The organism is Haloferax mediterranei ATCC 33500 (assembly GCF_000306765.2).
GTDB lineage: Archaea > Halobacteriota > Halobacteria > Halobacteriales > Haloferacaceae > Haloferax > Haloferax mediterranei.
The window spans coordinates 719,679-741,919 of record NC_017941.2; the positions used below are offsets into that span (position 1 = coordinate 719,679).

Sequence of the window (22,241 nt, forward strand, 5' to 3'; positions counted from 1 at the left end):
ACGATATGAACATCGCAGTCGGAAGCGGAAATCCGGTAAAGCGGCGCGCAGTCGAGCGAGCCTGTCCCGACGCGAGCGTCGCGGCGGTCGCCGTCGACTCCGGGGTCTCGGAGCAACCCACGGGACACGACGAGACTATCGAGGGTGCGGTCAATCGGGCGCATCAAGCGCTCGAAGAAGGCGACTACGACCTCGGCATCGGCATCGAAGGTGGCGTTGCGACGTTCTCCGCTGGAACCGACGGTCGCGAGGACGACATCTACCTCGTCATGTGGGCGGCCGTCACCGACGGCGAACGCGTCGGCCGCGCCGCTGGCCCGAGTCTCCTCCTTCCCGGAGGTATCGCCGACAGAATCCGCGCGGGCGAGGAACTCGGCCCGGTGATGGACGACGTACTCGGAACCAACGATATCGCAAAAAACGAGGGTGCGGCGGGCGTGTTCACCGGCGGGCGGATTACCCGTACGGACGCGCTCGAATCCGCGGTGACGGGCGCGCTCGCACCGTTCCGATGTGACCTGTACTAAACCGAGTATTCGAAGTCTCGGTTATTCTGATTCGGCGAACTCGTGTTCGCGGACTTCCGCGCTTTCTTCGACTGCCGTCGTCAGCGAGACGTTGAGCGACAGCATCGAGGCGACGCCGCCGACGATGGTGACGGCGTTTTTCACCGCGTGGTCGAGGACCGCGGCGGCGAGTGCTGCGGGTGGTGCGACCGGAGCCAACGCGGCCATGAAGACCGTGAAGGCGATTTCGTAGAGTCCGACGCCACCCGGTGAGAGCGGCAGGACTTTTGCGAGGTTCCCGACGCTCACGGCGAAGAAGGAAACGCCGACGAGGACGACGGGGTCGATGTCGACACCGAGTGCGAGGAGGACGATAACGGCGGTTACAACGTCAATCGTCCAGATAGAGAGACTCGTCAGGCCGACGCGACCGAAGGCGCTGCGGTTGCCTGCGACTGCCTGTAAGTCGGAGACGAACTGCTCGATGATGCCCGCGACGTATTCGACGTAGGAGTCAGAGGAGAACCGACCGACGAACGCCCGGATGACGTTGCGGTCTGCGCGCGCCGACAATGCAATTCCGAGTACGCCGAAGATGGCGACGACGCCGACGCCGCTGGCGACGTAGGCGACCGTTCGCACGTCGTCTGCAGCTACATCGACGGTTCCGCCGCTCACGCCGGTCGCGAGGACGGTTGCGATGTCTCCGAGGCCGCCAGTCGCCGAGAGACCGACGAGGACGACGCCCGCGAGACCGGCGATAGTGAGCAGGTCGAAGACACGCTCAATTGCGAGCGAGGCGAACCCTGACGGGTACGGGATGCCGCGTCTGGCTTTCACTACGTACGCACGCACACCATCACCCAACCGAGCGGGAAACACGAGATTCCCGGTCTGGCTGATGAAAATTGCTCCAGTGAGGAAGCCCGATTTCTCGCGGTAGCCGAGTTCTCTGAGGATGTCGCGGTAGCGGATGCCGCGGAGTGGCCACGAGGCGAGATAGACGACCGCTGCGACCGCGACGAGTGCGGGGTCCGCGTTACCGAGGACGGCCAGAACCTCCGAAGGGTCGATGTAGACCGTCATCAGCGCAAGCGCGACGACAGTAAGGAGCAAGCCGGCGACGATGGTCACCCGGCGGGTGATACGCGGTCGAACCGACAGTTGCCACCACGTCCGGAGAATCTGACTTCCCATCCCGAGGATGTCGCGAACGAGGTCGACTTTCGTGTCGCCTTTCGGCTCCCAATCGACCGGGAATTCGGCGACGCGGAACCCTGCGCGCTGTGCGCGGACGAGCATCTCGGTGTCCCAGAACCAGTGTTCGTCCTCCACGTCGTGGCGGAGCGTCTCAAACACGTCTCTACTGAACGCCTTGAACCCGCACTGGTGGTCACGGAGGTCGGACTGGAGGAAAAAGCGGACGAGACCGTTGTAGGCTCGACTCGGTACGCCGCGCTTCGTCGGCCGGTCGGCGACGTTGTCCGGCATCCACCGAGAGCCGGTTGCGACGTCGTATTCACCCGTACGGACGCGCTCGACTAACCCTTCGAGGTGTCGCATGTCCGTCGCGAGGTCGGTGTCGAAATAGACGAGTGTGTCGCCGTCGGCGGCTTCGAACGCGCGTTCGAGTGCGCCGCCGCGACCGAGCCGCTCGTCGCTGTGGTAGTGGCGAATCCGCTTGTCTTCGGCGGCCAGTTCGTCGGCTATCTCCGGCGTTTCGTCGTCGCAGCCGTCTTCGGCCACGATAACCTCGAACGCGTCGGAAGGAAGGAACCGTTCGAGCGTCTCGACTGTAACGCGGACCGTATTTTCGATGGTCCGCGCCTCGTTGTACGCGGGGAGGACGACGCTCACTTCGACGCCGGCCGAAGTGATGGCGGCCGAGCGTCGGTCTGTCGGGCGACCCATTGTCGTCGTATGGCCGCTATCTGCGTATGTATTTTCTGTCTCGCGTCGTCGAGGTTGGATTTCGCTGTAAGGGCTTATATCCGGACAGTAACGGCCTTCTGTGCTATTTTCTCTGTGTAATGGTGGGGAAAATAGGGTGTCACGGTATTGTTTTTGTGGAGAATAATCTCTGATAGTCATGTTCTGCTGGGATAATTCGTCGCTGGCGGGACCCGCCTCGGTGGCGAAGTGTCCGCTGTCAGTGGTTGTTAGGCGACCGTACCTGCGGTGGTGCAAGTACCCCCTTCGGAGCAGTATTTCGTGGTCAAAATCGCAAGACAGCAGCGTGTTAACCTCCTGTACCAAACCCCTGATAGGCGTCTCTCTCCTGTGTGTAGGTATGAGCACAACCGCCTCCACAACCGCGGCCGAGGGCGATGTCCTCGACGCCGCAGGGAACCTCTCCGAGAAGCAGCGTCGTATCCTCCAGTACCTCCGTACCAACGTCGGTACGCAGACGTACTTCAAGTCGCGACTCATCGCCGAGGACCTCGACCTCTCGGCGAAGGAAGTCGGCGCTAACATGCGCCCGCTTCTCGACGGCGAATTCGACGTGAGCATCGAGAAGTGGGGTTACTCCTCGGGAACCACGTGGAAGGTGACTGCTTAAGCCCTCACTGAACCCCTGACGCTTCAATCGAGCGCCCCCGGTGCGCTCCCCGGAACGCCGTCGTCTCCCCCTACGCGTTCCACTCCCCCGATTTTTGGGTTTTCAGTGACGACATATGACCTCGCTTGTCACTGTCAAGAAGAGGGAACTGCCGTCAACTATCAGCTGTTAGTCGTCTGTTTCGACTCCGGAAGGGTATCGAATCGAGGGTCGAATCAGGGGTCGAACCGGATGAGACCAGCCGCGTCGTTCGCGAACGCTGCGGCATCTGACCCGAAGGAATCTGCGTACCGAATCAAGAGTGTGATGACCGTCTCGGGGTTGCGGACTTCGTAGCCGCTTTCGCGAGACAGCAGTCCGACGGCGTCTAGTTCTTTCGCATACGTGCTCACCGTCGCCCGCGAGACGCCGAGTTTGTCGGCGAGTTCGCTCCCTGTCGCGTCAGGGTCTCGGAGGAGGTGAATGAGCATTCCGCGCGGCGTGTCGCGGCGGAGATAGCCGAGTGCGACCTGTTCGAACGCGGAGAATCGACTCGCGGCGAAAAAGCGTTTGTAGTCACCGTCGCGGCGAACATCGAGCGTTCCTTCGTCGACGAGATTCCGGAGGTGATACTGCGTCTCGCCCGTTCCCAACTGCAAGTCGTCGCGTACTTTCGAGAAGTGTGCGCCCGGTGTAGCTGCCAGGTAGCCGATAATCGCATCCCGAGTGTCACTGGAGGATGAATCGGAGTCATCGTCACTCGCACCGAGACCCACCAGTGGTGTGGCGGCCCCGAGTGCAGCGAAGCGACGGAGAGTAGCCCGTTTGTCTTCGTCTATCCGGCGGTTCGACATCTACTCTCACATAGGTGATGGGTTAAAGAAAAACGCTTCGGCATATCAATTGTCTGAGATTAGTGACGGTCTGCCGGTGTGACGGGTTCGGGCGAAAAGGGGAGAAAGCGCTATTCTAAGTCTTTTTCGAACGACATCTCGGCTTCGTCTTCGTCGTCTTCGTCGCCGTTTGTGGCGCTTTCCTGTTGACTGTTGTTCGCGGTTGCCTCGTCGGCTGTTTCACCGTCTGAGCCGTCCTGACCTTCGCTTTCAGAGACGACTTCGTCAGCTGATTTGATGGGTTCTTCTTCCTCGTCGACTTCGGCGATAACCTCGTCAGGTGACTTGATGTCGTTCACTTCGGCACCGGCTTTGATGGCCTCTGCTTCCTGTTCGAGTTGTTCGACGTTCATCTCGGCCGCTTCGTCGATTTGGCCGAGGATGTCGTCGATATCGTCGAGACCGAGCAGTTCGCGCGTCTCCTCGTCGAACTCCATGCTGGAGAGGCCTTCCATATCCTGCACGTCGGAGCCGGTTAGCTGCTTGCCGTAGCGGCCGACGAGCGAGGTGAGTTCCTGCGGGAGGACGAACGTCGTGGATTCGCCCTGTCCGATGCGTTCGAGCGTCTCCATACCTTTGTCGATGATAGCACGTTCGCCCATCGATTCGGCGGACTTCGCGCGGAGCACGGTCGAGATTGCGTCACCCTGTGCTTCGAGAATCTGCGACTGCTTTTCACCCTGTGCGCGGATGATGTTCGACTGCTTTTCACCTTCGGCTGTCTCGACGGCGGAGCGACGCTCACCCTGCGCTTCGAGAATCATGGCACGGCGACGGCGCTCGGCGGAGGTCTGTTGCTCCATCGCCTGTTGCACGTCGGCGCTCGGGTTGACTTCGCGGACTTCGACGGACTCGACGCGGACACCCCACTCGTCGGTCGGTTCGTCGAGTTCCTTGCGGATGCGCGCGTTGATTTCCTGACGCTTGTTGAGCGTGTCGTCGAGTTCCATGTCACCGAGGACGGCGCGGAGCGTCGTCTGTGCGAGGTTCGAAACGGCGCGCTTGTAGTCGTCGACTTCGAGGAAGGCCTTCTTCGCGTCCATGACCTTGATGTAGACGACTGCGTCGGCGGTCACCGGCGAGTTGTCGCGGGTGATTGCCTCCTGACGGGGCACGTCCAGCGTCTGGGTACGCATGTCGAATGCGTAGGTTCGGGAGACGAACGGGGGAATGAAGTTGATACCCGGTTCGAGGAGGCGTCGGTATTCCCCGAAGACCGTGAGCGCCTTCTTCTCGTAGGCGTCTACGATCTCGACCATCTGGTACACCATGACGATGGCGAGGACGAGCACGAGGAAGCCGGCAACGACTCCTCCGATACCCAGACCTGCCTGGAGAGCAAGTAGGTCCATGACTCCGTCTAGGGTTGGTTGTATGATAAGTATTAGTGTGAAAAGGTCATCACGTCGGACGGTTTTGGTCGTCCGCACGTCTCATCTGGTGGGGTCCTGCTGTTCTGTCGCTTCCCGACTGTCGGCCCCTGGGGTAATTTCACGGATTTCGACATCCTCGACGCGGACACCGAACTCGCCGGTCTCTTTGTCGAGTTTTCGGCGGGTGTACACGCCGATTTTCCGTTGATTGTTGAGCGCGTCGTCGAGTTGCCTGTCGTTGAGGACGGTACGGAGCGTCGTCTTCACGAGATTCGAGACGGCGTACTGGTAGTCGTCGGCTTCGAGGAACGCTTTTTCGGCGTCCCTGACCGTGACCTCGACGACGGCGTCGACAGTTACCAGCGAATCGTCGCGGGTGAGTATCTCCTGACGAGGGACGTCGAGGGTCTGCGTCCGCATGTCGAACGAATAGGTCTGGGAGACGAACGGCGGAACGAAGTTCATACCCGGTTCGAGGAGGTCTCGGTACTCGCCGAAAACCGTGAGTACCCGCTTCTCGTAGGCACCGACAACCTCAAGCGACTGGGACACCGTTACGACGAGGAAAATAAGGATGGAGAGGCCAACGATGGTGGTTACGGTTCCTAGTCCTGTCTGGAGAACGAGTACATCCATAACCTCGTCCAAGATTGATCGTCTGATAAGTATTTGTGTGAAAGGGTCGTCACGTCGGGCGGTTTCGGTCGCCTCGACTGAGCCAGTTCCGTCATCGAGTGACTGTTAGGTCTGTTCTGCGTCTTCCGTTCTCATTCTCGCTCCAGTTCTCGTTCTCATTCTCGCTCCAGTTCTCGTTCGCGCTCTCGCTCCGCTTCGAGTTTTTCGCGCCGTCGACGCGCCCGCTCTCTCGCGAGTTCGCGGTCGATTTCGTCTTCGCCCGGACCGACACCCTCGACGGTGACGACGTTTCCGCCGCCGGGGTCGACGACGACCACCTCGCTTCCCTCTTCTAACTCGCCGTGAACCGACCGGGCGGCGTAGTACGGGTTGAAGCCGCCCTCGTCGAGTTTCACTTCGCCGCTCGTCGGGGTGACACGTTCCGTGACGCGCCCGGTCTTTCCGGCGAGCGCGTCTGAATCGCTCGTTTGTCCCTGCCCTTTGCCACCGTACAGATCGAATTCACGGTAGCCGTACAGTGTCAGCCCACCGAAGACGAAGACGAGCAGGCCGAGGATAATCGGGCTTGCAAGCGGGGTAAAGAGGAATCCGACCAGTCCCGCGGCGAGGAGGGCGACGCCGAGGACGACGAAGTGCGCACCCGGCACGAACGCCTCTGCGACAGAGAGACCAAGTCCAGCGAGTATCAAGAGCAACGGAAGCGTCTCGGGACCGACGAGGCCGGTCTGCAACGGGAACAGCGGGTGTGCCATACCCGCTTTAGGACCGTCGCCCGATTAAGGGTTGAGGGTCGCGTCCCGTCTGTGGGTTTTGTCCGCGTTCCTACTCGCCTTCGTTTGGTTTGGCTGACAGTGACTCGTCGTGGATGAATGCGACGGTGTCTTCGTTTCCGCTGCGGACGAGCACGGTTCCGGTACTCGTGTTCGCGGGAACGGAGAAGACGGTCCAGACGGTTTCGGACTCGTTCGGTGTGAACAGGCCGCCGTTTGCGAACCCGGTCGTGTTTGCGAGCGGTTGGTGTGCGTACCGAACGCTATCGGATTCGAAGACGAGCGCGGACTGCGAGAGCGACCCCGGTGACGATTGCTGGGTCGTCACGTTGAGTGCGACGACGACGAACTGCTCGCCATCGGGAGCGGTGTACGACCGATTTCCGAGCTGTACCGACTCGGTCGTTTTCGCGTTCCACCGTGCAACCATATCGGCGGAGTCGGCGGGCGCACTGGAGACCGCAGAGACGCCGACGCCGGAGGCACCGCTGGGGCCGCCGAGTCCGTCAATCATCGGTCCGAGGGCTGCAACCGACCCGAGCGCGAGCACGAGCAGCAAGACCGCAACGACGACGACGCGGACGCTCGGCGGTGAACCGGATTTGAGGTCGTCGATAGAAGATGGCAGTCGGTCGCTAAGCGAACCACTTCCGTCGCCGTCCCCACCTGAGAGTCGCTCGCGGATGGCGTCTATCGGGAGCGACGCGAGCGCGTCTTCGACCGGTTCGGGAAGGTCGAACGGTAATCCGAATTCGACCTCCGCGCTTTCGAATACGTCTCCGTCGGTGTACTGCCGAACCGTCTCTTCGAGACCCTCCTCTGTGACCGTCTCACCGAGCTCGTCTCGGTCGAGTAAGGTCACGTCGTGATTCGTGGCGAAGCCGCGTACCTCGTCGACGAATTCGCCCTGTGTTGCGACGACAACCACGTCGATTTGACGCTTCTTCGCGTGCGCGACGAACCCTTTGATGTGCTCTTTTTCGACCGTCGCCTCGATGTCGGGAAGCACCAGCATCATCCCCTTGGTCCCGTCCGCTCGTTGCCCTTGGATGAGATAGCGACCCTCCCCGCGGGGTTGTGCGTTCGTCTGCCAGTTACGTTGCGTCCAGAGGTCCGAGAGGAAGTGGACGAACTTCGTCGCGTCCAGTTCGATGAGTGTCGTCACTGTGTTTCCTCCGCCGTGTACGGTCTGTGTCGTCCGTCCTGTGTGGTCATGTCGCGTTCGTATTCGAGTTCGTCCAATCGGCGTGCAGCGCCGGGAGTAAACCGACCGCCGCGAGTATCAATCGGTATCACAGTCGTCGTGCGATGAGCCCCGTCAGTAGTAGTGCGATGACCGCGAGCCCGGGCGAAAACGGAATACCAGCGTTGGTTCCGGAAGACGGTTCCAGTGGCGTCCGTTCGACGACCGGGTAGGGCGTCGCGGTCGGCGTCGTTGTCGCAGTCGATTCAGTTGTCGTGGTGGTCGGTGTCGGCGTCTTCGCGCCGGGTTCGAGTCGGACCATCGCGTCGTCGGCGATGATGGTACCTGCGGTTTCGTTCGTGGCGTTCGTCCCGTTCGTGGTGTTCGTCACGTTGAACCCACCCGTCCGGAACGGAGCGTCGAACGCCCGCGAGAAGTTCTGGTTGCGGTCGCGGTCGGCGTAGGCAATCGCGAGCAGTTCGCTGTCGGTCAACTGCCGACGGTCGAAGTCGACGATGACGTTCTTGTGTGACCCGGCCGGGAGGTACGCGCTGGTTCCTAACGGCTCTTCATCCGCGGTTTCGACCGTGACGAAGCCGCCGACCGAGAGGTTCACCTCGCTGATAGTGACGAACGTTCCGTCGGTCTCCTGGTCGACGAACCGAAGGCTCGCGTCCGATTCGAGAAGGCGCATCGTCCGCTCGGTCTCGTCGCGGTAGTCGCGAATCCACATCGGGAACGAAAGCCCGCGGTCGTCGGGCGCGAACGTGAGATTCTGCGTCAGCGTCCCGTCGGATTCGACGGTGATGGGGACGAGTTTCAGGAATGGTTGGCCGGGGGCACGCGCTCGTAGTTCGACGGTACTTCCGGGTGCGAGCGTCGTCTTTCCGGTGACGTTCACGCGGAGCGATTCCCACGGATAGACCGTCTCGTTGTCCACGTTTACGGAGACGGTCGGCTCGACGAGTCGAACCCGTGACCGCGCGGTGATGGTGTCTTCTTCGACGAATCCGCTGTGGTTCCCCTGGAGCGTCACCCGCGCTTCGTAGGTCTCTTCGTCACCCTCCAGCGGGAGGTCCGAGGTGTCCCAGACGACGTAGACAACGTCGTTTTCGAAGTCGGGGACGATTGTCGTCCCGTTTTCCGGCGTTGCGAGGAACGTCTGTTGTTCGTGGTTGGGCCGGACTTCGAGTTGGTTCAACGAAATCTCGATACCGCTTGCGTTCGCCCCGCCGGTCACGTCACCGGGTTTCAGCGCCGATTCGAGGCCGCTCTCGTTGAGTTGGATGACCGCGAGGTCGCCTTTTGCGACCTTCTGTCGCTCCGTGACGGCTTCGCGGACGTTCTTCGCCGTCAGTTTCGAGTCGGAGTCGTTGAGACTCGCTGGTGCGACGGTCGTCGTCGCCGACGTGTTGCCTCGGGGCTCGACCTCGAGTTGCCCGATAGCACGTTCGACACCGTCGATAGTCACGTTCATCAGGTACGCCGCCGGTTCGATGGGCCGCCGAAGTTCGGCAGTGTGGAGCGTCTTGTTCCCACCGCCGGAGACGTACGTCTTCGGCTTCCCGGTCGAATTGTAGGTGTCGATGGTGATAGTGGTCGTTCCCGACCCGCCGAGTTCGACGGTCAGGTGGTAGCCGTAGTCGTCACCACCGATATGGAGCGTGCCTGGCTGTGAGTGCGAGACACGTATCTCGACGACATCGCCACGTGTGACGGTTGTGACGTCTTCGCCGAACGAAGCGGTCGGCTCGTCGGCCGCGATTGCGGGCGTCGGAACCCAGAGCGCCGCGAAGAGAATCAACGCGGCGACCAACACGGAGGGTGCACGGGCTGCGTAACTCATTTCGTATGTCCCGGTTGGGGAGTTGGCGGTGGTTCCCGTTGCGGTCACATAAATCAAAAGGCCCGATTATCAAAATGGAAAGTCGGCGGAGGATTCTCTCCGCTTGTCGTGGCTCTCTCGGCGCTCGTTTGTCAGCGCTCCGTCCGTCTCCGTCCGTTCCTGTCAGCCCCCGCCCGGGAACACCGTGATCACGATGAGACCAACCGCGAATAGCACGCCGAGAAGGACGAAAACCACGTTCTCTGCTCGTGGTGACCCAGGCTCTATCGGGAGTTGCTCCGCTGTGGGCGACGCGTCGACTGGGTCGCGGCCGTCGGGCCCGACTTCGTCGACATCGTATCGCCACTCGTCTTCTCCGTCTGCCTCGTCCTTGGGGGCGGGACCGCGCGACATTAGTTACAGGTACGTGGTACGGTGGGAAAGGGCTACCGCACTCCCGTTCGACGTCGCGTGCGTCTCGGCTCAGCGACTGCCGCGGTTGTAGCTGATGACATCGCCTTCGTAGACGATGCCGCGCTCCGCGTGGAGCGTGACGGACGCGCCTTCTTCGATGGTCTTCGGCAGCGGCGCGCCGGAAATCATCGGGATGTCGAGTTCGCGCGCGACGAGCGCCGGGTAGCCCGTCATGCCTGCGCGGGCGTCGATGATGCCAGCGAGTTTGTCGGCGTCACCGTCGAATTCGCCGTCGAACTCGGCCGAAAGCGCGAGGACTGCGCCTTCCGGCACGTCGGAGAGGTCGCCGTCTTCGGTCCGGTAGAGCGGCCCTGCGACGCGGCCGCTGACGATTTTCCGGCCGGTGGCGATTGGCTCGGCGGCGACGTGGACCTTGAGCATGTTCGTCGTGTTCGTCCCTTCGAGTTCCGTCATCATTCCGGAGAGGACGACGATTGTGTCGCCGGACTCCGCGACACCGGCGTCGAGCGCGGCGGTGACGGCGTCGTCCATCACGGCTTCGACACTCGCGCTGTAGTCAGAGTACTCGGCGGAGACGCCCCACGAGACGGCGAGTTGACGTCGCGTCCGGTCGTTCGGGGTGACGGCGACGACCGGCACGCCCGGACGGAACTTCGCGGTCTTCCGGGCGGTGTACCCGGATTCGGAGACTGCGACGACGGCCGCAGCGTTCACGTCGCGCGCGAGGTAGCGCGCGGAGCGGGCGAGCGCCTCGGTTCGGGAGCCTTCGTCAGCGGTCGGAACGCGCTGTTCTTGGCTCTCGTCGTACTCGGGACTCGCTTCGACTTCTTTGACGATACGGGACATCGTGTCGACGACGCGGGCCGGGTGGTCGCCGACGGCCGTCTCGCCCGAGAGCATCACGGCGTCGGTGCCGTCGAGGACGGCGTTGGCCACGTCGGACGCCTCGGCACGAGTCGGGCGGCGAGAGCGAACCATCGAGTCGAGCATCTCGGTCGCGGTGATAACTGGTACGCCCGCGGCCTGCGCTTTGCGGATGGTGCGCTTCTGAATAATCGGCACTTCTTCGAGCGGGCACTCGACACCGAGGTCGCCGCGAGCGACCATCACGCCGTGGGCTGCCTGAATAATCTCGTCGAGATTTTCGACCGCACCGGCGCGCTCGATTTTGGCGATGATGGGAATCTCCGCACCGAGGCTTTCGAGCGTGTCGCTGATGGTGTACACGTCCTCTGCGTCGCGGATGAACGAGGCGGCGACGAAATCGACTTCCTTCTCGGCGGCGAGTTTCAGGTTTTCGTAGTCCGAGTCGGTGATGAGGTCGATATCGAGGTCGACGCCGGGGACGTTCACGCCCTTGCGCGCGCCGAGTTGTCCACCGGAGTTGATGCGCGTGAAGACAGAGCCGTCTTCGACGCGGTCGACGGTCGCTTCGATTCGGCCGTCGTCGAGAAGAACAGTGTCTCCGGGTTCTGCGGCGGCGATAGAGTACGAAAGACCGACCGCTTCGGGCGTGGCGTCGTCGCCCTCGTAAAACCGAACCTCGCTTCCCGTTTCGAGGTAGATGTCCTCGTCGATGGGGGCAGTACGTACTTCGGGGCCTTGCAGGTCGAGCATGGCCGCGAGCGGTTCTTTGGTCGCGTCGTCGACGGCGCGGATGCTATCGATGACCTCAGACCGGTGTTCGACGTTTCCGTGGCTCGCGTTCATCCGGGCAACGCTCATCCCGGCGTCCGCGAGATCACGAATCGTCTCCCGGTCGAACGATGCCGGACCGAGGGTACAGACGATTTTTGCGTTTCGCATAGCCCGACCTACGGCTGACAAATAAAAAAGCCCGATGATGAACTCGGTGTCGAGTAAGAGGTTCACATACGTAGTCTATGTAGACGTCTGCGGCCTAACATCACGTGATAGTCGAACCTCCGGGTGTGGAATATTGTGGTATTTGTTAATCTGTCGCACATTTTTTTGCTCCTTCGGTCCTACATACAGCTATGCGCCCGACTGACGAGCACCCGCTCCGGACGGATGGTGGTGAGACTGACGGGGGCGACAGTAGTCTCCCGACGGGACCGGTCCCACCGGATGACGAGACACCGAGTTTCTACGAGCGAAAGGCTCGTAGAACCGGACTGGCTCGCTTGACGTACGAGTACTTCGAGCGCGCACGTCGTGAAGACCAGAACCTCCGCACGGAGTCTGACTACGTCGAACGCGACGTGCTGGCGTTCCCGACGTGGCCGCACGAGACCGTCCGAAACCTCTCGATTGCCTCGTTTTTCGTCGGGATGATTCTGTTCCTCTCGGCGACGATGCCGCCGCACATCGGCGCGCCCGCGAACCCGAGCCAGACGCCAGCGATTATTCTCCCGGACTGGTATCTCTACTGGTCGTTCGGCCTCCTCAAGATGACTCCGCTGAACCCCGAGCTTGCCATCCTCGGCGGCCAAAAGCTGATGGCCGACCGGACGTACGGCGTGGTCGCAAACGGCGTGGTCGTCGGCTTCATCGCTATCGTCCCCTTCCTCAACAAGGGGTCCGCCCGGCGTCCCGTCGAACAGCCGTTCTGGGCGGCCGTGGGCGTCTTCGGCGTGGTCTTCGCGCTGACGATTAGCCTCCTCGCCATCAAGAACCTCATGCCGATGAACGTCGACCTGCTGTTCGACCTGACGTTCCTCTTACCGTTCGTCTTCGGCTTCCTCACCTACGCGGTACTCAAGACGATGCGCGAGGGCTACATGTACGACCTCAACCGCCGCTACTACCGACTCCGGCCGCCGAAGTAGTCCGACTCATGACCGAACAGAACAACCATCCGTCAAATACTCTCTGCGGGGCGCAGTCTCGCTGCTCGCTCCGGTGTCAAGCAGCTAGTCGATACGTCCAGTACGATTCGCCAGTTCGCCGTCGTCGCTGTTTCCTCCGGTGTCGTCGTCTCTCTGGATGCACGTGCCGTCGAACTCGGTAGCGACAACCCCGTCTCTGAGGGTGCGTTCGTCGTTATGGGTGTCGGAGGGGTACTCTACGCTGTCGACTGGATTCGAGAATAAGCTAATCGAGATTCGTCGCTTCGCTGGGCGAGAACAGTCTGGGAACGATAACAGCCGCTCCTCAGGGGACTGCAACGCTCGTTCGGTAGACGTCGCCATCGTAGCGGACGTATCCGGGGTCGATGAACTCGTTTCGGTCAATTCCTTTTTCGAGCGTCACGCTTCCGTCCTCGTCGAGTGCCTGTTGAAAGACCTCCTGTTGTGCCGACGAGAGGTTTTCGTACGAGACGGCTCCCTCCCCCTGCGGGAGTTCATCGACGCGTTCGACCGTCAGATACCCCGTTCCGTTGCTTCCGCCGAGACACCCCGTCGAGAGAACGACGAGCGCCACGGCGAGTACGACGCCAAATCGCATACCGGTGCTCCCGCGTAGTCACTCAAAGTGGCTCCGGTTGCGTCGTGACGTTCGAGACGAGTAGCGAAACGGTCCCGTCAGGAGGAAACTGTCGTCCGGTAGATGCCGCCGTCGTATCGGACGTAACCGGGGCCGACGAACTCGTTGCGGGCGTCTTCGCTCGGTATCTGTACTTCTTCGCCGGTCGTCACTGCCTCTTCGAATGCCGCTCGCTGGTCGGGGTCGAGGTTTCCAAAGGCGACCGCGCCCTGTCCCTGCTGGAGTTCGTCGACGCGCTCGACGGTCAGCGTTCCCGCCCCGCCGCCGGTGACGGCGGTGACGACGCCCACGACGGCCACGAGCGCAACGACGATTCCGAGTGCTTCCCGTCCACCGATTCGCATAGCCGACGCTCGGGAGGCAGTGTAGTTAGTCGCTGTGGTCCGCGTCTGGTATTCGACGTCAAAAAACGAGACCGAACGGGCGGTGAGTCGCGCTTACTGGACCTTCGTACCGGGGACGGCGTCGCCGTGGGTGGTCAGGATATCGGCTTCGTCGCCCGCGGCGAGGAGCATCCCGTTGGACTCCGTGCCGAACAGTTCAGCCTTTTCGAGGTTGGCGACGATAATCGCCTTCGTGCCGGGGAGCGATTCGAGGTCGTGGAGCTGCTTGATTCCGGCGACGATTTGGCGCTCTTCGACGCCGATATCGACGGTCAGCTTTGCGAGTTTGTCCGCGCCGTCGATGCCTTCAGCGGCGACGATTTCGCCGACGCGGAGGTCGAGGTTCTGGAACTCCTCGAAGGAGATTCGGTCGTCGGCAATAGGCTCGAATTCGAGGTCGGAGTCTTCCATACTCTCGTCGGCGTCCTCCTCCGACTCTTCGCTTTCGCTTTCGGATTCAGTCGCGGCGACGCGCGCTTCGAGCTTCTCGTTGAGTTCCTCGACGCGTTCGGCCTCGATTTTCTCGAAGAGTGCCTCGGGTTCGCCGAAGGTGTCGGCGGGGGCCTCGAACGCGGCGTCGACGCCAACGTCCGCTACCGCGCCGTCTTCGCCGAGTTGCTCCCAGAGCGCCTGCATCTTGCCGGGGACGACCGGGTAGAACAGGACCGAGATGGCCTTCGCAATCTGGACGCAGTCGCGGATGACCTGTGCGGCCCGCTCGGGGTCCTCGTCGGTGAGTTGCCACGGTTCGTTCCGCTGGATGTATTCGTTGCCGAACTGCGCGAGGCGGACGACGGCGTTGCCGGATTCGCGAATCGAGTAGTCGTTGATTCCGGCTTCGAACTCCTCGACGGCTTCCTCGATGCGGGTTTCGACTTCCTCGGAGGTGTCGGTCTCCGGGGTGCCCTCGAAGTTGCGGTACGCGAAGAGCATCGAGCGGTAGAGGAAGTTCCCGACCGTGCCGACGAGTTCGCTGTTCACGCGCTCGCGGAACTTCGACCACGAGAAGTCCACGTCCTGCTGGAACCCGCCGTTCGTGGCGAGGTAGTACCGAAGCAGGTCCGGGTGGAAGCCCTCGTCGAGGTACTCGTCGGCCCAGACGGCGCGGTTCCGCGACGTCGAAAAGCCCTTTCCGTTGAGCGTGATGAACCCGGAGGCCATGACAGCCCGGGGTTCGGCGTAGTCGGCGGCGCGGAGCATCGCCGGCCAGAAGACAGTGTGGTGCTGGATGATGTCGCGGCCGATGATGTGGACGATGTCACCATTCTCACGCCACGCCTGCTCCCAGTCGAAGGTGTCGGCACCGACACGCGCTGTGTACTGCTTCGTCGAGGAGATGTACTCGATGGGCGCGTCGACCCAGACGTAGAGCACGAAGTCCTCTTCGTCCCCGTCGGGGTAGTCGATACCCCAGTCCATGTCGCGGGTAATACACCAGTCCTGCAGTTCGCCTTCGATCCACTCGCGAGGCTGGTTCTGCGCGTTCGACGTTCCTTCGAGGCGGTCGATGAACTCCTGGAGGTACTCTTGGAGGTCGGAGACGGCGAAGAACTTGTGTTCGCGCTCGCGGTACTCGGCGGGGTTGCCGGTACGCACCGAGGTCGGGTTCTCGATTTCGCCGGGTTCGAGGTGACGACCACAGCCTTCGTCACACTCGTCGCCGCGGGCGTGTTCGCCGCAGTACGGACAGGTTCCCTCGACGAATCGGTCGGGGAGCCACTGGTCGGCGTCGGGGTCGTAGGCGACCTGAATCACCTTTTCGTAGACGTAGCCCTCGGCTTCGAGGGTCTTGACGATTTCTTGGGTGAGTTCGGTGTTCGTCTCGTCGTGGGTGTGGCCGTAGTTGTCGAACTCGATGTTGAATCGGGGGAACGTCGCTTCGTACTTCTCGTGGTGGCGAAGCGCGAACTCCTCGGGCGTGACGCCCTCCTTCTCGGCATTGACGGCGACGGGCGTGCCGTGCATGTCGGACCCGCTGACGAAGGCCGTCTGTTGGCCGAGTGTTCGCAGCGAGCGACTGTAGATGTCGCCGCCGACGTACGTTCTGAGGTGGCCGATGTGGAGGTCGCCGTTGGCGTACGGCAACCCACACGTCACCACCGCTGGGTTCTCCGTGGGGAAGTCCTCGTGACTCATATGTGTCGTGTATCTCGGAAGCGGGCCTAAAGCCCGCCGCTTCGGATGTGTCTGTCGGTCGATACGGCATCGCCCCGGAGTTCGCCGGGTTCGGCCTCCGCCTCGCGTTACCGAGCCGGCGGTCGAAAGCGGGTCCACCCGTGGCTAAAAGGAAGCACACATACGCATGTTGTCGGGGAGACCCATCGCGGTCACACCGATACTGAGTGCGAGAACGAACATAAAAGACGCGGCTCTGACTTCAGAGGAACGCGAGCACCGCTTCGACGCCGACAAGCGTCACGAGGAGGCGTCCACAGGAGCCGACGAACGATGCGGCCGCAAACTTGAGGTAGTCGTCTTCGAGGACCGAAAAGGCGTAAATCGACAGCGTGTCGGGGAACCCCGGGACGCAGAGGGCGGCCGCGAGGCCCGCAAAGCCCCAGTCTTGGGCGATTGTAACGGCCTTGCGTTCGGTCCAGCCCATCACGTCCACCGGAAGGCGCGCGAGCGCCTTCTCGAAGTAACCGGACTCCTTCGTCTGGTGACCGATGTGGAACGCGAAGACGCTTCCGGCGGCCTTCCCGGCCCCGCTGACGAGGATGATGAGCGCGAGGCGCGCGCCCCGTGAGAGACCGAGGTCGAGCGGTGCCGCGAGGACGATTTCGCTTACGCCCGGGAGAGCAAAGGCGATGAGGAACGAGTACACGAAGATGACGGCCAATCCGACCCACCCCGTCGCGGTCTCGACGAGCGACGTGAGCCACGAAAAATCGGCAGACAGACTGAGGGTCAGGTCCGCGAGCGATGCGAGCGCAGTGATGGGCACGGATGTGGGTCGAAGCCAGGTAGTTGTAAGTTTTCAGGTTTGGACCGGCCTCACCCCGTCTCGAAGCTCGTGTCAGTTCCGTGCCGGGTCCGTCCGAATATCGTCGAGGTCCGCGAGGAACGCCCGAAGCGACTCGCGGGTGACGTGCGGCATGCACACGATTCGGAGTTCACCGGTCGCAGTTCGTGAGATGCGCCAGCCGAGGTCCCGGAGCGATTCGAACTCCGAGTCGGGAAGGCGCGCGGCGACGAGCGGTAACTCCGGTTCGACGGCGTCGTAGCCACGGGCGCGGAGTTCGCCGTAGAGCCACTCGGCGTTTTCCTGCTGTTTCTCGTACACCTCGCGGTAGCCGTCGGGCCAGAGTTCGCGCATCGCGGCGGCGGCGGAGGCGACGCCCGCTCCGCTTCGCGTCCCGGTGAGACTCGCCTGCGACGCGGATTCGAGGTACGGCGTATCCACCGCGAGCGAATCGACGACTTCCTTGTCGCGGAACAGCAGTCCACCCGCCGGGACGACCGCCTGTCCGTACTTGTGCGGGTCGATGGTTATCGAGTCGATGGGGGCGTGTGCAAACGACCACTCGTGGTCGGTAAAGGGGAGAATAAAGCCGCCCCACGCGGCATCGACGTGCATCAGCGCACCGACATCGTGGGCGAGGGCAGTCAGTTCGGGAATCGGGTCGACGCGACCGAACTCGGTCGTTCCGGCGACGCCAGCGACGAGGATGGTGTGTTCATCGACAGCCTCGCGGGCGGCGTCGACGCTCGCGCGGAAGTCCTCGTCGACGGGGACGATTCGCAACTCCACGCCGAGTACGTCGGCGGCCTTCTGGAAACTGAAGTGAATGCTCTCGGGTGCGACGACGTTCGGGTCGTCGTCGCGGGCGTGATTCCGCGCGGCACGGATGGCCTGAATATTGGCTTCGGTCCCGCCGCTGGCGACGTAGCCGTGGGGGGTCGAAAGCCCGGTGATTTCGCCGAGATACGAGAGAGCGTCTTCTTCGAGGGCGGCGACGGCCTGATAGGTCGCAGGGTCGCCGGGGTTGGTTGCCAGGAACCGCTCTGCGGCCTCGCGGGCGGCCGGATGCGGTTGGGTACACATCGAAGAGAGGACGCGGTCGAACTCCTGCGGTGCCGCGCGCTGCATGACTCTGTGTATAACCACACCCAGTATATCGGTTCCGCTCCAGTGCGACGCATCGTCTCACAAGGGAAAACAGTACTCGAAGATGAATGAACAATTGTCAACAGGTGAAGGAGTACGGACAACGACTCATACGGTCACGAACGCCGAGAGGAACAACGTCGCGTTGTAGAGCGCGTGAACCGCGATGGGAACGACGAGGTTCCCGGTTCGCTCGTAGACGTAGCCGAGTACCACCCCAACGAGAAACAGCACCGCCACCGGAACGAGAACGACGATGCCACCGCCGATGAAGTTGAACACGTGGAGCGAGGCGAAGATTGCACTCGCAATCCCGATGGCTCCGAACGGGCCGAAGTTCTTCCGCAATCGGCCCTGTATAGCCCCACGAAAGAGGAACTCTTCGGCGGGCGCGATAACGAGGATTGATAGGACCGCGAGCGCGACGAGTAGCTCCGGGTCGACCGTGGCCGCCTCGCCGACGGCCGACTGGAGCGGACCGAGGTCGACAACCGTCGAGATGATGACGAGCACCGCAACGGCGGCAAAGCTTCCGCCGAGACCGAGCGCGACCCACACGAGGTCGCCCCGCGTCGGAGTGCGGACCGAGACGCTGCCGAGCAGCGCGAGCATGGCGAGGAGACCAACGCCGGCGAAGGCGAGTTGTGAGGGGAGTAACGCCGCGACCACGAACACCGATGTGGTGGTATCCAGCACGAGACCGAGCGAGAGAAGGAGGACGAATACGGCGATGGTGAAGACAGTGCCGAGAAAGAGCGCGACAGCGACAGTTACGAGCGCGACGGCGATAGCGCGGAGACGGGCCGGCACGCTCGTCCGCGTAGACGGTGACCTGTCGACTTCGGCAGCCATAACGAATCAGAACCTCTCCCGTAGAGAGACGTGCGGCGCGAAGAAAAAGACGAGCGTCTGACTGGTCGCTGACCTAGCGAACCGAGTCGAGGATGAGACGCTGCTCGACGCGTTTGACCTCGTGTTGTACGTCGCGGACGGCGTCGATGTTAGCCGAAATGGAGCTGACGCCCTTGTCGACGAGGAACTGGACCATCTTGGGCTTCGAACCAGCCTGTCCGCAGATACTCGTTTTTACGCCGACCTCGCGGCACGCATCGACAGTATCGCCGATGAGTTTGAGCACGGCCGGGTGGAGTTCGTCGTAGAGGTTAGCGACGTGCTCGTTGTTGCGGTCGACCGCGAGCGTGTACTGGGTCAGGTCGTTCGTCCCGAAGGAGGCGAAGTCGATACCAGCGTCAGCCATCTCTTCGATGCCCAGTGCGGCGGCGGGGGTCTCTATCATGACGCCCCACTCGCGCTTCTCGGGGTCGATACCCGCCTCGATCATGTGCTCTTTCGCCCGAAGCACGTCCTCCGCGTCGTTGACGAGGGGGAACATAATCTCGACGTTGTCGTAGCCCATATCGAACAGGCGACGGAATGCCTGTAGTTCGAGACGGAAGTTGTTCGGGTTGTCGAGGCCGCGGCGGATGCCACGGTAGCCGAGCATCGGGTTGTGCTCGCGGGGTTCGTTTTCGCCGCCTTCGAGTTGGCGGAACTCGTCGGTCGGCGCGTCGAGGGTGCGGACGCGGACCGGCCGCGGGTAGAACTCCTCTGCGACCTCGCGGACGCCGGAGACGATTTCGTCGACGTATGCGCGTTCGCCGTTCTGCTCGATGAACCGCTCGGGCGTCTTACCGAGCGTCAGGACCATGTGCTCGATTCGGAGCAGGCCGACACCGTCTGCGCCCGTTGCGGCGGCGCGTTCGGCGGCCTCCGGGATGGAGACGTTGACCTTGACCTCCGTCGCGGTCATGGGCTTGACGGGCGTCTTGGGCCGTGCTTCTTCGACCGGTTGGCGCTGTTTCTCCTCGGGTTCTTCGCCCTCGCGGATGGTCCCCTTGTCGCCGTCGATGGTGACGATTTCGCCGTCGTCGAGGGTAGTCGTCGCATCGCCGGTACCGACGACTGCGGGGACGCCGAGTTCGCGCGAGACGATGGCTGCGTGCGAAGTCATGCCGCCCTCGTCGGTGACGATACCCGCGGCACGCTTCATCGCGGGCACCATGTCGGGCATCGTCATCTCGGTGACGATGATGTCGCCTTCGGCGACCTGGTCGAGGTGGTCGAGTTTCGTCACGGTGCGGGCACGGCCGGAAGCGATTCCTGGACTCGCACCGAGACCGCGCATGATGACATCGTCGCCTGCCTCGGTGGAGCGCTTGCTCTCGCCTGCGGACTCGCCACCGCCGTCTTCGGAGATGGTCGTGATGGGACGCGACTGGAGCATGTATACGTCACCGTCGTAGACCGCCCACTCCACGTCCTGTGGCGACTCGTAGTGGTCTTCGACCAGTTCGCCGAGTTCGAGCAGTCTGTCTACCTCGCTGTCCGTGAGGACGCGGTCGTGGCGACGGTCGTTTGGCACGTCGCGCATGACGGTCTCGCCCGTCTCTTCGTCGCGGACGCACATCGTCTTCTTGTCGGCGATGGTCGCCGTTTCGACCTCGCCTCCTTCGCGGCCCACGACGTAGTTGTCGGGGGAGACGGTTCCGGAAACGACTGCCTCACCGAGGCCCCACGCGGCCTCGATGATGACTTTCATGTCACCGGTCGAGGGGTGACGGGTGAACATCACGCCCGACTTCTCGGCGTCGACCATCTGCTGGACGACGACGGCGATGTCGACCTTGTCGTGGGGGAAGCCCTTCCGGTTGCGGTAGTAGATGGCGCGCTCGGAGAACAGCGACGCCCAGCACTCCTTGACGCGCTCTAGCAGTTCGTCTTCGGTCACGTTCAGGAAGGTTTCCTGCTGTCCCGCGAACGAAGCGTCCGGAAGGTCCTCCGCGGTCGCGGACGACCGGACGGCGACGAAGGCGTCGCCCTCTCCGATGCTGCGGTAGGCGTCGAGTATCTCCTCGCGAACGTCGTCAGGAATCGGCGTGCCCATGATGAGTTCGTGGGCCGCCTCGTGTGCCTCCTTCAGCGCCGCGGAATCCTCGTGGTCGACTTCGACCGCAGAAAAGAGTTCGTCGTCGATTCCCGCGTCCTCGATGAAGGCGCGGTACGTGCTCGCCGTCACGACGAATCCCGGGGGGACAGGAAGTCCCGCACCGGTGAGTTCGCCCAGCGACGCGCCCTTGCCGCCGACCAAGTCGAGGTCGTCGGCCCGTACGTCGTCCAGCCAGACTACAGCCATGTGGTATTCGTATGGTCCCACACACCAATAAAGAAGTTTGCGAACGGGACATGAGTGAATGAAAAATCACTCGGAGCCGAGTATGAAATTGTTGCATCATCCGAAAGAAGACCGCTAGCCTCGCTTTGTGGCGTTTTCGGCAATGTCCGGTGTCGATAAATTTCAGTTATCCTCGACAGTAACTGAGAACATTATTTTTCAGTTACAAAAACTACACCGACTGCGGTAACTTTCACTGGGGTCCCAGTGGCAATCAAAGTCTGGCAGCGAGAGGTTCATGTTCACTCGTCACGTGATTTCTAGCGTGCTTCCGGAGTGGGTCTTCCTGCTCCCCTCGTGGCTCGTCGTCGGCCTCGTGGTGGGTGCAATCGCTTCTGTCGTCGTCGCCGGCGTCTTCGTCGTCGGTGGCCGTCTCTTCCCGGACCGCCAGGTCTCTCGCGGCCCGCACATCGACGGTGTGGGTCGCCGCCGACTCGAAATCCGCGATTACCTCACCGCCATCGACGAGCGATTCGTCGAAGACCGACCAATTCACGGCGAGACCGTGGCGTTCTATCTGCCGGAACGCGGCGTGGCAATCACGTTCGACGCGCAGGCGTTCTTCCGTCTCGAACGCGCCGGCGTCTTCGCAGTCCTGTGCGAACACGAAATGCCGGGGAGCCAACTCGGGCGGCGACTTCCCTTCGACGTTCCGGACCTCGAACCCGAACTGGCCGACCTCGATGACCCAATTTCCGCGGCTTTCGACAGGTTGGACCTCCCAGTGAACGCCTCGTCAGATGCAGTCCGCAATGCCTACCGTAAACAAGTAAAAGACGTTCACCCAGACCACGGCGGTGACAGAGAGCGTTTCCGAGAGCTACGAGAGGCGTACACGATGGCGCGAGAGCATACGGAGAACTGAGAAGTAAAGGAATACGCAGCGTCTACGGCCGCGACGTGACGACGTG

19 protein-coding genes and 1 pseudogene are annotated in these 22,241 nt (G+C 62.3%); 4 read left to right on the plus strand and 16 right to left on the minus strand.

Features of this window, described 5'->3' with window-relative positions; genetic code table 11:
- Positions 1-5: 5 nt before the first annotated feature.
- Positions 6-527: an inosine/xanthosine triphosphatase gene (yjjX, locus tag HFX_RS03690; RefSeq protein WP_049917459.1), complete on the plus strand. Its 522-nt coding sequence runs from the start codon at positions 6-8 to the stop codon at positions 525-527.
- Positions 528-548: 21 nt separating this feature from the next.
- Here yjjX and aglD read toward each other — a convergent pair whose 3' ends face one another.
- The gene (gene aglD / locus HFX_RS03695) at positions 549-2,417 is read right to left on the minus strand and encodes a flippase domain-containing glycosyltransferase AglD (RefSeq protein ID WP_004057466.1); all 1,869 of its coding nucleotides are present in this window, start codon (positions 2,415-2,417) and stop codon (positions 549-551) included.
- A gap of 379 nt (positions 2,418-2,796) precedes the next feature.
- Between aglD and HFX_RS03700 the strand changes: the two genes are divergently transcribed.
- A complete protein-coding gene (locus HFX_RS03700; RefSeq protein WP_004057465.1) occupies positions 2,797-3,066 on the plus strand; it encodes a DUF7123 family protein in 270 nt (89 codons plus the stop codon).
- Between the two features lie 215 nt (positions 3,067-3,281).
- Here the strand turns inward: HFX_RS03700 and HFX_RS03705 are convergent, their stop codons facing one another.
- From HFX_RS03705 to pyk, 8 genes and pseudogenes are all read right to left on the minus strand, one after another.
- Positions 3,282-3,899: a winged helix-turn-helix transcriptional regulator gene (locus HFX_RS03705; RefSeq protein WP_004057464.1), complete on the minus strand. Its 618-nt coding sequence runs from the start codon at positions 3,897-3,899 to the stop codon at positions 3,282-3,284.
- Between the two features lie 110 nt (positions 3,900-4,009).
- Positions 4,010-5,290 (minus strand): SPFH domain-containing protein, encoded by a 1,281-nt coding sequence (locus HFX_RS03710; RefSeq protein ID WP_004057463.1) that lies wholly within the window; start codon positions 5,288-5,290, stop codon positions 4,010-4,012.
- 96 nt (positions 5,291-5,386) lie between these two features.
- Positions 5,387-5,947 (minus strand): annotated as a pseudogene (locus HFX_RS03715) (SPFH domain-containing protein); the annotation flags it as partial.
- Positions 5,948-6,102: 155 nt separating this feature from the next.
- The gene (locus HFX_RS03720) at positions 6,103-6,699 is read right to left on the minus strand and encodes an NfeD family protein (RefSeq protein ID WP_004057461.1); all 597 of its coding nucleotides are present in this window, start codon (positions 6,697-6,699) and stop codon (positions 6,103-6,105) included.
- Positions 6,700-6,769: 70 nt separating this feature from the next.
- On the minus strand, positions 6,770-7,882 hold the full coding sequence (locus HFX_RS03725; RefSeq protein ID WP_004057460.1) for a restriction endonuclease: 1,113 nt from the start codon (positions 7,880-7,882) through the stop codon (positions 6,770-6,772).
- A 127-nt stretch (positions 7,883-8,009) separates the two neighbouring features.
- On the minus strand, positions 8,010-9,746 hold the full coding sequence (locus HFX_RS03730) for a DUF7282 domain-containing protein (RefSeq protein ID WP_004057459.1): 1,737 nt from the start codon (positions 9,744-9,746) through the stop codon (positions 8,010-8,012).
- 162 nt (positions 9,747-9,908) lie between these two features.
- Positions 9,909-10,139 carry a DUF7312 domain-containing protein gene (locus HFX_RS03735; protein ID WP_004057458.1) on the minus strand — a complete coding sequence of 77 codons (231 nt, stop codon included), beginning with the start codon at positions 10,137-10,139 and terminating at the stop codon, positions 9,909-9,911.
- 69 nt (positions 10,140-10,208) lie between these two features.
- Positions 10,209-11,966 (minus strand): pyruvate kinase, encoded by a 1,758-nt coding sequence (gene pyk / locus HFX_RS03740; RefSeq protein WP_004057457.1) that lies wholly within the window; start codon positions 11,964-11,966, stop codon positions 10,209-10,211.
- A gap of 191 nt (positions 11,967-12,157) precedes the next feature.
- Here pyk and HFX_RS03745 point away from each other — a divergent pair, with 191 nt between their 5' ends.
- Positions 12,158-12,949, plus strand: coding sequence for a cytochrome b family protein (locus HFX_RS03745; RefSeq protein ID WP_004057456.1), 792 nt, complete (start codon positions 12,158-12,160; stop codon positions 12,947-12,949).
- Positions 12,950-13,274: 325 nt separating this feature from the next.
- On the opposite strand, the gene HFX_RS03755 is transcribed toward HFX_RS03745, so the two are convergent.
- From HFX_RS03755 to ppsA, 7 genes are all read right to left on the minus strand, one after another.
- Positions 13,275-13,568 (minus strand): hypothetical protein, encoded by a 294-nt coding sequence (locus tag HFX_RS03755; protein ID WP_004057454.1) that lies wholly within the window; start codon positions 13,566-13,568, stop codon positions 13,275-13,277.
- A gap of 77 nt (positions 13,569-13,645) precedes the next feature.
- Entirely contained in the window at positions 13,646-13,951 is a 306-nt protein-coding gene (locus HFX_RS03760) for a hypothetical protein (RefSeq protein WP_004057453.1), read from the minus strand.
- A gap of 93 nt (positions 13,952-14,044) precedes the next feature.
- On the minus strand, positions 14,045-16,126 hold the full coding sequence (metG, locus tag HFX_RS03765; RefSeq protein ID WP_004057452.1) for a methionine--tRNA ligase: 2,082 nt from the start codon (positions 16,124-16,126) through the stop codon (positions 14,045-14,047).
- A gap of 241 nt (positions 16,127-16,367) precedes the next feature.
- The gene (locus HFX_RS03770; protein ID WP_004057451.1) at positions 16,368-16,934 is read right to left on the minus strand and encodes a YqaA family protein; all 567 of its coding nucleotides are present in this window, start codon (positions 16,932-16,934) and stop codon (positions 16,368-16,370) included.
- Between the two features lie 72 nt (positions 16,935-17,006).
- Positions 17,007-18,080 carry a tyrosine decarboxylase MfnA gene (gene mfnA, locus HFX_RS03775; RefSeq protein WP_004057450.1) on the minus strand — a complete coding sequence of 358 codons (1,074 nt, stop codon included), beginning with the start codon at positions 18,078-18,080 and terminating at the stop codon, positions 17,007-17,009.
- 126 nt (positions 18,081-18,206) lie between these two features.
- A complete protein-coding gene (locus tag HFX_RS03780; RefSeq protein WP_004057449.1) occupies positions 18,207-18,950 on the minus strand; it encodes a CPBP family intramembrane glutamic endopeptidase in 744 nt (247 codons plus the stop codon).
- Positions 18,951-19,023: 73 nt separating this feature from the next.
- On the minus strand, positions 19,024-21,291 hold the full coding sequence (gene ppsA / locus HFX_RS03785) for a phosphoenolpyruvate synthase (protein ID WP_004057448.1): 2,268 nt from the start codon (positions 21,289-21,291) through the stop codon (positions 19,024-19,026).
- A 304-nt stretch (positions 21,292-21,595) separates the two neighbouring features.
- Between ppsA and HFX_RS03790 the strand changes: the two genes are divergently transcribed.
- On the plus strand, positions 21,596-22,195 hold the full coding sequence (locus HFX_RS03790; RefSeq protein WP_014732184.1) for a J domain-containing protein: 600 nt from the start codon (positions 21,596-21,598) through the stop codon (positions 22,193-22,195).
- Positions 22,196-22,241: the final 46 nt, after the last annotated feature.